Here is a 12,440-nt window from a genome sequence, read left to right as displayed (position 1 = left end):
CCCGCTATCCCGGCTCGGAAAGACACTGCGCGATTTGCGCGGCGTCGACGCGCGCCAGATCGTCCTGATACTTGAGCAGGACGCCCAGCGTGTTCTGCACCGATTGCGGATCGAGCTCCGTCACCGAGAGCGCTTCAAGCGCGCGGCACCAGTCGATCGTTTCCGCGATGCCGGGCGCCTTGAACAGATCCATGCCGCGCAGCCGATGCACGAAATCGACCGCGCGCCGCTGCAATTGCGCCGAGGTTTGCGGCGCCCGCGCGGCGACGATTTCCAGTTCGCGATCGCGCTCGGGATAGCCGATCCATTGATACAGGCAGCGGCGCTTGAGCGCGTCGTGCACTTCGCGCGTGCGGTTCGAAGTCATCACGACGAGCGGTTTCTGCTCCGCGCGGACGGTGCCGTATTCGGGAATCGATACCTGGAAGTCTGACAGCAGTTCCAGCAGAAACGCTTCGAACGGCTCGTCGGCGCGGTCGATTTCGTCGATCAGCAACACGCGCCGCGCGCCCGGATGGTTTTCGTCCGGCATCAGCGCCTGCAGCAGCGGACGCTTCAGCAGGAATTCGCCGCGATACAAGGTGTCGTTGTCGGGGCGTTCGCCGGCGGCCTCGGCGAGACGCAGCGCCATGATCTGGCGCGGATAGTCCCATTCGTAGAGCGCGCTGGCGGTGTCGAGGCCTTCGTAGCATTGCAGCCGCAGCATCGCGGTGCCGAGCATCCCCGCCGCGGCCTTGGCGAGTTCCGTTTTGCCGACGCCCGGCTCGCCTTCGACGAACAACGGCCGCTCCATGCGCAGCGCGAGATACAACGCGGTCGCGAGTTCGCGGCTGGCGAAGTAGCTTTGCGCGGCGAGTTGCGTGAGGGTGTCGTCGATGGAAGCAGGCTGCATGATGGTCCTGAATCTGCACGGTGAAACGCGAGTCGGCATGGCCGTCGCGCGTGCGTGAGCGAACGCGGCGGAAGTGGCGTTCCGCTGCCCGCGAATGCCACTTCGACCGCAAACAGCGGGAGTCCGCTAACCGTTCGCCTTCACCACCGCTCGCGCGGCCAGCACCGGAATCAGATGCGCGCGATATTCGGCGCTGGCATGCATGTCGGTGTTCAGATCGTCGGCGGGCACGCTGACCGCGCGTGCCGCGTCGGGCGTGAAATTCGCCGTGAGCGCGCTTTCCAGTTCCGGCACTCGAAACACCGAAGCCGCCGCGCCCGTCACCGCGACGCGCACGCCGCCGGCGAACTTCGCGACGAACACGCCGACGAGTGCGAAGTGGGAAGCCGGATTGCGGAATTTCTCGTAGGCCGCGCGCTCGGGCACCGGGAACTCCACCGCGACGATCAGCTCGTCGGGCGCCAGCGCGGTCTCGTACATGCCGACGAAGAAATCGCTCGACGAAATGCGCCGCCGGTCGGTGACGATGGTCGCGTCCAAGCCCGTCGCCGCAGCCGGATAACAGGCGGCGGGATCGTTGTTGGCGAGCGAGCCGCCGATCGTGCCGAGCGCGCGCACCTGGCGGTCGCCGATGTGCTCGGCAAGCTCCGCGAGCGCCGGCAACACGCGCTGGATTTCCGCGTGCTCCGCTACGTCGGCATGACAGACGGCGGCGCCGATCGTCACCGTTTTGGCGTCGACGGCGATCGTCTTGAGCGCCGGAATGCGCGTCACGTCGATCAGTTGCGACGGTTGCGCGAGGCGCAGCCGCATGGTGGGCAGCAGGCTTTGGCCGCCCGCGATGAACTTGGCGTCGCTGTCGGCGGCGATGGCTGCGGCGGCCGCTTTGGGATCCGTCGCGCGTTGATACTCGAATGAATACATGTCGAATGCTCCGCTAGGATCTCAATGGGGTTGCTTCGCGGCGTGAATCGCGGACCACACGCGATGCGGCGTCGCCGGCATTTGCAGGTCGGTCACGCCGAGCGGCGCGAGCGCGTCGATGATCGCGTTGATCACCGCCGGCGGCGAGCCGATCGCGCCCGCTTCGCCGCAGCCTTTCACGCCGAGCGGGTTGTGCGTGCACGGCGTGCCCTTGGAGGTTTCGACGGTGAAGTTCGGCAGATCGGACGCGCGCGGCATCGCGTAATCCATGTACGAACCGGAGAGCAGTTGGCCGCTTTCGTCGTCGTACACGCAGCGCTCGAGCATCGCCTGGCCGATGCCCTGCGCGAGCCCGCCATGCACCTGGCCTTCGACGATCATCGGATTGATGACGTTGCCGAAATCGTCGACCGCGGTGAACTGCTGGATGTTGCACACGCCCGTCTCCGGATCGACCTCGACCTCGCAGATGTACGCGCCCGACGGATACGTGAAGTTGCTCGGATCGTAGAACGCGCTTTCCTCGAGACCCGGTTCGAGCACGTCGAGCGGATAGTTGTGCGGCACGTAGGCGGCGAGCGAGATTTCCGCGAACGCCTTGGTGCGATCGGTGCCCGCGACGCGAAACACGCCGTCCTTGAACTCGATGTCTTCCGCCGCCGCTTCGAGCAGATGGGCGGCGATTTTCTTCGCCTTGGTTTCGATCTTGTCGAGCGCCTTCATGATCGCCGAGCCGCCCACCGCGATCGAGCGCGAGCCGTAGGTGCCCATGCCGAACGGAATCCGCCCGGTATCGCCGTGGACAATCTCGACGCTTTCCAATGCAATGCCGAGCCGGTCCGCGACCACTTGGGCGAAGGTCGTCTCGTGTCCCTGGCCGTGACTATGCGAACCGGTGAACACGGTCACCGAGCCGGTCGGATGCACGCGAATCTGCCCGACCTCGAACAGGCCCGCGCGCGCGCCCAACGCGCCCGCGATGTTCGACGGCGCGAGGCCGCAGGCTTCGATGTAGCACGAGTAGCCGAGGCCGCGCCGCTTGCCGTTCTTCTCCGATTCCTGGCGGCGCGCCTCGAAGCCTTTCACGTCGGCGAGTTCGAGCGAGCGGGCCAGAATGGTTTCGTAGTCGCCGGTATCGTAGGTGAGGCCGACCGGCGTCGCATACGGAAACTCGCGGATGAAATTGCGGCGGCGAATTTCCGCCGGATCGAGCTTCATCTCGCGCGCCGCCGTTTCGACCAGGCGTTCGACCACGAATGTCGCTTCGGGGCGGCCCGCGCCGCGATAAGCGTCGACGGGAACGGTGTTGGTGAAAACCGCTTTCACCTCGGCATAGATCGCGGGCGTGGCGTACTGTCCCGCGAGCAGCGTCGCGTACAAAATGGTCGGCACGCTCGAGGCGAAGGTGGACAGATACGCGCCCATGTTCGCGATCGTGTGGATGCGCATGGCGAGGAACTTGCCGTCGGCGTCGAGCGCCAGTTCGGCCTTGGTGACGTGATCGCGGCCATGCGCGTCCGAGACGAAAGCTTCCGAGCGCTCGGCGGTCCATTTCACCGGACGGCGAATCTTCTTCGATGCCCACGTCAGCGCGACGTCCTCGGCGTACAGGAAAATCTTCGAGCCGAAGCCGCCGCCTACGTCCGGCGCGATCACGCGCAGCTTCGATTCCGGCAACGACAGCACGAACGCGGCCATCAGCAGGCGCTCGACGTGCGGGTTCTGATTCGCGACGTAGAGCGTGTAGCCGTCGTCCTGCGCCGAATAGCTCGCGTTGACCGCGCGCGGTTCGATCGCGTTCGGAATCAGCCGGTTGTTGACGATGTCGAGCGTGGTGACGTGCGCGGCCTTGGCGAACGCGGCGTCGGTCGCGGCTTTGTCGCCGTGGCCCCAGTTGTAGCAGACGTTGTCCGGCACTTCGTCGTGAACCGCGGGCTGGCCCGGATCGGCTGCGTGCGCGGTGTCGACCACGGCCGGCAGCACGTCGTAGTCGACATCGATCAGTTCGGCGGCGTCTTTCGCGGCATTGATCGAATCGGCGATCACGAGCGCGACCTGATCTCCGACGTGCCGCACTTTCGTGTGCGCGATGATCGGATGGGGCGGCTCGTTCATCGGCTTGCCGTCGGTGCTGTGAATCAGCCAGCCGCACGGCAGGCCGCCGACGTTGTCCGCGGCCATGTCGGCGCCGGTGAAGATCGCCACCACGCCGGGCGACTGCTTCGCCGCGGCGGTGTCGATGCGCTTGATCCGCGCATGCGCGTATGGCGAGCGCAGAAACACCGCGTAGGTTTGCTGGGGTAGGACGATGTCGTCGGTGTACTGACCGTTGCCGGTGAGGAAGCGATAGTCTTCCTTTCGTTCGACGGATGCGCCGACGAGGCGATGGGAGTCGGGTGCGTTCATCGTCTGCTCCTCAGGCGGTGGCCGGCGCGGCGGCCGGGGCGGCGCTGGATGCCTTCATCCCTTCGGCGCCTTCGAGCACGGCTTTGACGATGTTGTGGTAGCCCGTGCAGCGGCACAGATTGCCGTCGAGCTCGGCGCGCACGTCGTCGCCGGTGACATTGGGTCGACGCTCGACGAGCGAGACCGCGCTCATCACCATGCCGGGCGTGCAGAAGCCGCATTGCAAGCCGTGGCAGTGTTTGAACGCCGCCTGCATCGGATGGAGCGCGCCGTCTTTCGCGAGCCCTTCGATCGTGGTGACGTTCGCGCCTTCGGCTTGCACCGCGAGAATGTTGCAGGCCTTGACCGCGCGCCCGTTCAGATGGACGGTGCAGGCGCCGCACTGCGCGGTATCGCAGCCGACGTGCGTACCGGTTAAGCGAAGTTGATCGCGAAGGAACTGGACAAGTAGGGTGCCGGGGTCGACTGAGGCGCTGATGGGCGCGCCGTTCACCGTCAGACTGATGCTGATCGCCATGAAGTTGTCTCCTGATGGGGTGAGACCGGACCTTTGGTTTTTCTTGCCTTCAGCTGCCTGCTCGTGGGGTCCGATAGGGTGCTGCGGTTTTTTATGAGTCTGCCGAAAAGTAAAGCACAAATTGGGAGGGCGCGGGGTGGAATTTTTTTCGCCTGGGCGGCGGTGGGGGTTGTGGGGTTTGTGGGGTTGGTTTGTTGGCCTTTTCTTGTGGTGTTAGTGGTCTATTGGCGTTGCCCCTGTGCGGGGCGGCACCTACTTTCTTTGCCGGCCGCAAAGAAAGTAGGCAAAGAAAGCGGCTCACACCGCCAGTTCTGAAGCGGGTCCCCTGGCTTGGAGGGCGTAGTGGTGCGATAAACGGATGATCCCTCGCGCAGCTAGCGTCAGTGACCAGGCCGTCATCCGCTCCCACTCCGCACTGCGTGCGTCGCGGAGGGGTCTGCCAGGGAAACCATGGGCTTCGTTTGCGCACGTGGGAGCCATCGGCTTCGCCTCGGCGAGGTGCTGAAACCGCGCGGTTGTTTTGGAGATGCCGCTGGTCGCAGCGCGCTGGAGGCAACGCCATAAACACAACGCCCTAAGTGCCGATCTCGGTGCCGGTTCCGGCGCGGCGCGGCGCGGCGCGGCGTTAATAGTCTGACGGCGCATCGACGCGCGGGAAGTCGCCAGCGGTTGGTGAAGCGGCGCTTGGCGCGTGCAGCACTAAAGGTGTGGAGATGTACTGCTGACCGCCGAAGCAGCCTGCGGTTTGACGAAGCGCAGCCGGAGAAATGACTGCCTTGTCACGAGCGCGTCTGGTTTCGCGCATCGCCGAGGCGAAGCCGATGGCTCCCACCACGCACAAATGAACCGCCGGTTTCCGCGCGTGCCCCTTCCGGCGAGCGCGCAGCGCGAGGCGGGAAGTATGACTGCTGTGTCACGAGCGTCGAATGCGCGAGGACACCGATTCCAGATGCACCACTGCCCCCTCCAAGCCAGGGGACCCGCTTCAAAGCTGGCGGTGTGAGCCGCTTTCTTTGCCTACTTTCTTTGCGGCCGGCAAAGAAAGTAGGTGCCGCCCCGCACAGGGGCAACACTAATAGACCACTAACAACACAAGGAAAGGCCAACGCCATAACAGCACAACCACCACCGCCCAGGCAAAAAAAAACCACTACATCAACCCACAAACCACAGCAGCAACAACCGACCCACCCACCAACACCACCCCCACCAACCGACGCTTATTCAGCTCAGTCCACAGCAACACACCAGTCAACGAAAGCAGAATCATCCCGCCGGCGATCGTATCGATCAACAACACCCACCCGACGCTCAATCCCACGCCGCGGTGCAGATTATTCATCGTGGTAAGAAACGAGTTGTGCGTGCGCTTCACCGCGACAAAGCCATTGCCCACCCAGTACTCAGCCTGCACATTCTGCGTCGCCCCAAAAATGCCGACCTGCCAGAATTCCGGCTGCATCGTGCTGCGATCGCCCCAGGCCACCGGATGCGCCGGCTCGCGTTTCGCCTTGCCCGGCTTGCCGTCGATCTTCAGCTCGCTCTTGAGCCACTTCGCCATGTCCATCGGCGAGTGCAGTTGCTTCTGCGGCACGGAAATCTGCATCTCCTCGACCTGCGGCTCACCCGACGACACCTTCAGCGGCCCGGCCCGATGATTCAACAGGAAACCCGTCGCGCCGAACATTAGCCCGAGCACCGCGCCCCACAAGCCGACCCAGCCATGCACCTTGCGCAGCCACTTGATGAAATTCGCGCGCCGCGAACGCTGGCGCCGCGCCGCCTGCTCGGCGGCGTCCATCAGATGACGACCGCGCTCTGGAGCGTGAGCGCTGTATTGCGTGCCACCCGCGGCAGGTTTCAAGTCGATCGATTCAGGCGCGTTCACATCCAGGCTCCAGGCGCAGCAGGTTAATCATCGCCGGCGCGCGGCGACAACGCGCACGCTCACAGCAGCAGTGAATGAGGTATCGAAAGGAGGGGCCGGACGACCCGGCTTGCGGTCCGGGCCGTCCGGTTGAGAGGCTGGCTGGCCGTCACAGAGGAGGAGAAATGTGACGAACGCTGGCGATGCCTTTCAATTGAGAATCGCTATCATTACACGATAATGGTATTTGCTCAATCGCAGCGCGCGACATCCGCTTGACATCCAGACGGCGCAAACGGACTCTAGCGGGCGATCCCGTCAATGTTGCGGTTCTGGATACCTGCCTGCCATGCGTCTTTTCTCCTGGGTCTGTCTTGCCTCGTTGGGCTGGCTTGCCGGCGTCCACGCCGCGAACGCGAACAGCGCGGCGAAACTGGACGATCCCTATACGAACGAAGGCGAAACCCAGACCTTCACCGTCAACGCCGACGGCTCCTACGCGAAGCTCGATTCAATGACGCTGCGCGTCAACAACGAAGCAGGCGTCGCGCGGGCGGCGCAGCAATACGTCTGGTTCAACCGCAACATGGCGGACGTGCAGATCCTCGAGGCCTACACGACCACCGCGGACGGCGTACGCCATGACGTGCAGCCCGAGCAGATCCGCGACGTGCAGGAAGCGCGCTCGTTCGACGCACCGATGTTCCAGGACATCCAGGAAAAGGTGATCGTGTTCCCTGCCGTCGAACCCGGCGCGCGCGTGCATCTCACCTACCGCAAAACGCAAAAGCAGCCGATCGTGCCGGGAGAATTCAGCGACTTCACCGCGCCCGAACTCGCGCCGACGCGCAACTTCCGTCTGATCTACGATCTGCCCGCCAACAAGCCGCTCTATGCGGACGCGCGCGGCTTCACGGCGCTCGAACCGGTGACGCGCGAGGGCCGCACGCGCTACGAATACCGCTATGACAAGGCGCATTTCAGCCGCCTCGAACGCGGCTCGATTGCATACGTGTCATACGGCGACCGGCTGATGGTGTCCACCTTCCCCGACTACGCCACGTTCGCCGCAAGCTATCGGGCGTCCGCCGCGGATCCGGACGCGCGCGACGCCGCCGTCACGCTGCTCGCGCGGAACCTCACGGCGCATGACCGCACGCCGCGCGACAAGGCCAAGACGCTGTACGACTGGGTGCGCCGCAGTATCCGCTACGTGGCGATCAACGTCGGACGCGGCGCCGTGGTGCCGCACAGCGCGAGCGCGGTCCTCGTCAACCGCTATGGCGACTGCAAGGATCACGTGGCGCTCTACGGCGCGCTGCTCGACGCGGTCGGCATCCGCAACGAGCCGGCCTTGATCAGCAGCGGCACGATCTACACGCTGCCGAGCGTGCCGGGCTATGGCGTCATCAATCACGTCATCACATGGCTGCCGGACTTGCAGCTCTACGCCGACTCCACTGCGTCGAATGTGGAATTCGGCTTTCTGCCCTCGTCCGATATGAACCGGCCGACCGTGCTCGTCGGCCAGGGCGTACTCGCGCGAACACCCGCCACCGCGCTCGTGACGCGCAGCACGGACCTGTCGATCAAGGTCCAGCCGGATGGCTCCGCGAGCTTCACGTATCGGCTGGAAGCGTCCGGCGCGTCCGTTGAACAGACGCGCGCCCTGCTACGCCGGCAGACTCACGCGCAACGCGAGGAGTCGATCCAGTCCGAGTTGCGCAGCGCCAATCTGCGCGGCACCGCGACGCTCGCCACCAGCGACCTCACGGTCGCCGACGGCCCGCTGACCATCACGATGAAGGGCACGCTGGAGAATCTCGTGGTGCCGGGCGCGGCAGCGGCCATTCCGGCGCTGACCAGCCTCGCCGGCGGCTTCGCGGCGGACGCGCGTTACTGGCTCGGCGAACGCGAGCGCACGCAGCCGTTCGTCTGCCACAACCTCGTGTTGCATGAACGGGCGCGCGTCGAATTGCCGGCCAATTTTCGCGTGCTCGACATGCCGGAGGCGCAGCGAACGCGAAACCGCTTCGTCGATTTCGAGTCGCAGTACACGCTCGATCCGCACAGCAACGCGGTGACGATGACGCGCGAGGGCGCCACCCATTTCGACAGCGACGTCTGCACGCCCGACGACTTCGCGCAGATGCGCCCCGCGATCGAAGCGATCGGGCGCGACGTGCGCGCCGAAGTGATCGTCAAGTCGACGCTGGTGGAATCGTCGAATGTGGCATCGCAGGCGCCTTGAAGCGCTGAACACATTGAGCCGCGCGGGCGCGCGAACACCAACCGCTTAAACCGGCCACAACGGGCCTTCCTGCATCGCGCCGAGCTGCTCGCGCAGTTCGAGGATGCGCTCTTCCCAATAGCGCTGCGTGTTGAACCACGGGAACGCGGCGGGAAACGCCGGGTCGTCCCAGCGACGCGCGAGCCACGCCTGGTAGTGAATCAAACGCAATGTGCGCAACGCTTCGACGAGATGAAGTTCGCGCGGCTCGAAATCGCAGAAGTCTTCGTAACCGGCAAGCAGATCCGTCAATGCACGCGACGCCTCGGCGCGCTCACCCGGCAGCAGCAGCCACAAATCCTGCACCGCCGGACCCATGCGGCTGTCGTCGAAGTCGACGAAATGCGGACCCGCGTCGGTCCACAACACATTGCTCGGATGGCAATCGCCGTGCATGCGAATCATGCGAATCTCGCCCGCGCGCTCGAACGCTCGCTCGACGCCTTCGAGCGCGAGGTTCACCACGGTTTCCCATGCCGTGCGCACATCGTCGGGCACGAAGCGCTGCGACAGCAGGAAGTCGCGCGGCTCATAGCCGAAGGTGTGGATGTCGAGCGTGGGACGCTCGATGTAGTTCCGCGTCTGCCCAACGGCATGAATGCGGCCGATGAAACGCCCCAGCCATTCGAGCGTGTCACGCCGGTCCAGATCGGGCGCGCGCCCGCCGCGCCGCTCGAAGATCGAGAAGCGAAAACCGTCGAAGTCATGCAGGGTACGGCCTTCGAAAACACGCGCGGGCACCGCCGGAATTTCGCGCGCGGCGAGATCGGCGACGAACGCGTGTTCTTCGAGAATGGCGGCGTCGCTCCAACGCTCCGGCCGATAGAACTTCGCGACCACGGGCGGACCGTCTTCGACGCCGACCTGGTAGACGCGGTTCTCGTAGCTGTTGAGCGGGAGCATGCGGCCATCGGTACGCACACCGACGCTGGCGAGCACGCTGTCGAGCGCGTCGAGCACGATTTCCGGCCTGAGCCGGGCGAAAGGGACGGCGCTATCGGCGTCGTCCCGCGAATCGGGAGTGTCGTTGTTCATGGGCGCATTGTGCGCCGTGCCGCCGTCAAAGACGAGGGTCACGGCTCACCACGCCGCTCGTCGCGCGTCTTACAACTGACAGACAAGTCGAACGCAAACTGCTTTCAATGCATCTGCGCGCTCGACGGACGCACGAGTTCGCCGGTATCGATCAGGTCTTCGAGGAAAAAGGGTTCAGTGTTCAGTTGCGGCGAAGCGCCGGGCTCGCCGGCATACCACGCCACCATGGCCATGTCGCCGAGAATGCGCATGACGATCCCGCGCGCGCCTTGCGGCACGGCGATATGCACCGATCGGACAATGGAACCGATTTGCATGATGTTTCCCCGTTCTCCCATAGCCGGCTTTATGGTTTCCTCGCCGGTCAAGGTGATGATAAAAGCGCCGCTTCGCCGATGACGTTGCGAACGCCCCCAATCTGCTGCGCGTCAACCGCGTGAGAATTTCGAATCATTGTTCCCGTTTTGCGGGGCCGTGGATAGCGCGAACAAAAGGGACTTCACCCGTCGTTTCGCGTCATCCCCATCACGGTGCGCCGAGCCGATGATGCCGAGCGCGCCGTAACGAGACCATCATAAACCCTGCGAGGGCGAGATATCAAAAACAGGCAGCGGTCCGACAGTCCGCCCATCATGGCCGGCGCGCCACCTCAGCGCTTTTTTCAGCGTATCGTTAACGCCTTTCAATGCGTTGCACCCGCCAACGGAGATTCCTTGGTCGCGCCGCCGGAGTGTCATCGGCCTATCGCTTCGGCTCTTTCTTTTTCCGCCTCTTTCATGTTCCCCGCCGTGCCCGACGCCCACCCCATTCCCTATCTCGAACGCGGCACGCGTGCCTATTGGCGTCCCAGCATCGCCCTGCTGTTTGCGGGCTATGCCACGTTCTCGCTGTTGTACTGCGTGCAGCCGTTGCTGCCGTCGTTTTCAGCGGCGTTCAATGTGACGCCGGCCGAAAGCAGTTTGTCGCTGTCGCTGACCACGGCGGCGCTCGCGCTTGCCGTGTTCATCGCCGGTTTCGTTTCGGAAGGCTGGAGCCGCCACCATCTGATGACGCTATCGCTCATGGCGTCCGCGCTGCTGACGATCGGCGTCTCGATCGCGCCGCAGTGGCATCAACTGCTCGTGTTGCGCACGCTCGAAGGACTCGCGCTCGGCGGCGTGCCCGCCGTCGCGATGGCGTATCTCGCCGAAGAAGTACACCCCGAAGGGCTCGGCCTGGCGATGGGCCTCTATGTCGGCGGCACCGCGATCGGCGGCATGGCCGGGCGTGTGATTACCGGTGTTGTCGCGGATCTGTTTTCGTGGCGGGTCGCGATCGGCACGATCGGCGTGCTCGGCATTCTGTCGACGCTCGCGTTTCGCGCGCTGCTGCCGCCGTCGCATCATTTCGTGCCGCGGCGCGGGCTGGGTTTCAACCATCACCGCACCGCGCTGCTCAAACAGTTCACGCGACCCGGCCTGCCCTTGCTGTTTCTGCTCGGCTTCGTGCTGATGGGCAGTTTCGTCACGCTGTACAACTACATCGGCTACCGGCTGCTGGCGCCGCCTTATCGATTGAGTCAGGCGGAGATCGGCGCGATCTTCGTCGTGTATCTGGCGGGCGTGATCGCCTCGCCGTTGTCGGGGCGCATGGCCGATACGTTCGGTCGCGCTCGCGTGCTGATCGGCAGCCTGGCGCTGATGGCGCTCGGTCTTGCGCTCACGCTGCTGCATCCGCTGACGGCGATCGCGCTCGGCATCGCGTGTGTGACCTTTGGCTTTTTCGCGGGACATTCAGTGGCAAGCGGGTGGGTCGGCCGGCTCGCGAGAGAAGCCAAGGGCCAGGCCGCCGCGCTGTATCTGCTCGCGTATTACCTCGGTTCGAGCCTCGTTGGTTCGTATGGCGGTCACGTATGGGCCGGTTACGGATGGAACGGCGTCGCGGGACTAGTGGGCGTGCTGCTCGTCATCGGCCTCGCGGCGGCCTTGAGATTGCGTGGGTTGCGCGCACGCGAACGCACAGCCGCTTGATCGAGTCGATTCGCTGCGCATCGGATCGCCATCGAAAGTAAGGCCCGCGTAAGCATGCGCTTCGCCGTTTTGGCGCTGTTTGTTGCGGCGCGCCAATTGCGGCGCGCCTTGGCAGCGCGGGCTCAGCGGCTTGCGAATAAGCAAGGCCGCAGCTCGATGCGTCGTTACGTTGGCTGGAGCGTCACCTATACTCGTATCGGACGTTGGCAGCGCACGACTCCACCAAACAGAGCCGCTGCTTGCGCCGGTAATACATAAGGAGACGACTATGACGACCTACTTCACGATCGGCGATTTCATCCTGGTGATTCCGATGGCGTTGGCCGGGGCGCTGTTTGTCGGCGCGCTTCCGTGCAAGACGGAATTCCGGCACAACGTGCTGCGGGTCCTGGGGGCGCTCCTCGGTGTGGTGTTCGCGGTCGTGCTGGTCGAAGGCTTACCCGCGCTGGTATAGCGAAAAAAAGCCGCCTCCCGGGCGGCTTTCTCTTCTCCACGGCATA

The 12,440-nt window shown here is 64.5% G+C and carries 10 protein-coding genes; 3 read left to right on the top strand and 7 right to left on the bottom strand.

Annotated features, from left to right (window positions below):
* Nucleotides 1-4 precede the first annotated feature (4 nt).
* From CUJ90_RS00570 to CUJ90_RS00550, 5 genes are all read right to left on the bottom strand, one after another.
* Nucleotides 5-892 (bottom strand): AAA family ATPase, encoded by an 888-nt coding sequence (locus CUJ90_RS00570; protein ID WP_114161706.1) that lies wholly within the window; start codon nucleotides 890-892, stop codon nucleotides 5-7.
* Nucleotides 893-1,018: 126 nt separating this feature from the next.
* Nucleotides 1,019-1,816, bottom strand: a complete 798-nt coding sequence (locus CUJ90_RS00565) for an FAD binding domain-containing protein (RefSeq protein ID WP_114161705.1) — start codon at nucleotides 1,814-1,816, stop codon at nucleotides 1,019-1,021.
* A gap of 21 nt (nucleotides 1,817-1,837) precedes the next feature.
* The gene (locus tag CUJ90_RS00560; protein WP_114161704.1) at nucleotides 1,838-4,222 is read right to left on the bottom strand and encodes a xanthine dehydrogenase family protein molybdopterin-binding subunit; all 2,385 of its coding nucleotides are present in this window, start codon (nucleotides 4,220-4,222) and stop codon (nucleotides 1,838-1,840) included.
* Nucleotides 4,223-4,232: 10 nt separating this feature from the next.
* Nucleotides 4,233-4,739 (bottom strand): (2Fe-2S)-binding protein, encoded by a 507-nt coding sequence (locus CUJ90_RS00555; protein ID WP_114161703.1) that lies wholly within the window; start codon nucleotides 4,737-4,739, stop codon nucleotides 4,233-4,235.
* 1,150 nt (nucleotides 4,740-5,889) lie between these two features.
* Nucleotides 5,890-6,627 carry a PepSY-associated TM helix domain-containing protein gene (locus CUJ90_RS00550; protein ID WP_114161702.1) on the bottom strand — a complete coding sequence of 246 codons (738 nt, stop codon included), beginning with the start codon at nucleotides 6,625-6,627 and terminating at the stop codon, nucleotides 5,890-5,892.
* A gap of 328 nt (nucleotides 6,628-6,955) precedes the next feature.
* Here CUJ90_RS00550 and CUJ90_RS00545 point away from each other — a divergent pair, with 328 nt between their 5' ends.
* Complete coding sequence (locus CUJ90_RS00545) at nucleotides 6,956-8,857, top strand: DUF3857 domain-containing transglutaminase family protein (RefSeq protein ID WP_114161701.1); 1,902 nt, start codon at nucleotides 6,956-6,958, stop codon at nucleotides 8,855-8,857.
* A 45-nt stretch (nucleotides 8,858-8,902) separates the two neighbouring features.
* Here the strand turns inward: CUJ90_RS00545 and CUJ90_RS00540 are convergent, their stop codons facing one another.
* Both CUJ90_RS00540 and CUJ90_RS00535 read right to left on the bottom strand, forming a co-directional pair.
* Nucleotides 8,903-9,931 (bottom strand): serine/threonine protein kinase, encoded by a 1,029-nt coding sequence (locus CUJ90_RS00540; protein ID WP_073430387.1) that lies wholly within the window; start codon nucleotides 9,929-9,931, stop codon nucleotides 8,903-8,905.
* A gap of 104 nt (nucleotides 9,932-10,035) precedes the next feature.
* Nucleotides 10,036-10,248 (bottom strand): hypothetical protein, encoded by a 213-nt coding sequence (locus tag CUJ90_RS00535; RefSeq protein WP_006050502.1) that lies wholly within the window; start codon nucleotides 10,246-10,248, stop codon nucleotides 10,036-10,038.
* A 396-nt stretch (nucleotides 10,249-10,644) separates the two neighbouring features.
* On the opposite strand from CUJ90_RS00535, the gene CUJ90_RS00530 reads away from it, so the two are divergent.
* Both CUJ90_RS00530 and CUJ90_RS00525 read left to right on the top strand, forming a co-directional pair.
* Entirely contained in the window at nucleotides 10,645-11,940 is a 1,296-nt protein-coding gene (locus CUJ90_RS00530) for an MFS transporter (RefSeq protein ID WP_422879693.1), read from the top strand.
* Between the two features lie 268 nt (nucleotides 11,941-12,208).
* Complete coding sequence (locus tag CUJ90_RS00525) at nucleotides 12,209-12,394, top strand: hypothetical protein (RefSeq protein WP_073430315.1); 186 nt, start codon at nucleotides 12,209-12,211, stop codon at nucleotides 12,392-12,394.
* Nucleotides 12,395-12,440: the final 46 nt, after the last annotated feature.

Origin of the sequence: Paraburkholderia terricola, from assembly GCF_003330825.1 — a bacterium.
Taxonomy (GTDB): domain Bacteria; phylum Pseudomonadota; class Gammaproteobacteria; order Burkholderiales; family Burkholderiaceae; genus Paraburkholderia; species Paraburkholderia terricola.
This window is presented reverse-complemented; position numbering and strand designations above follow the sequence as displayed.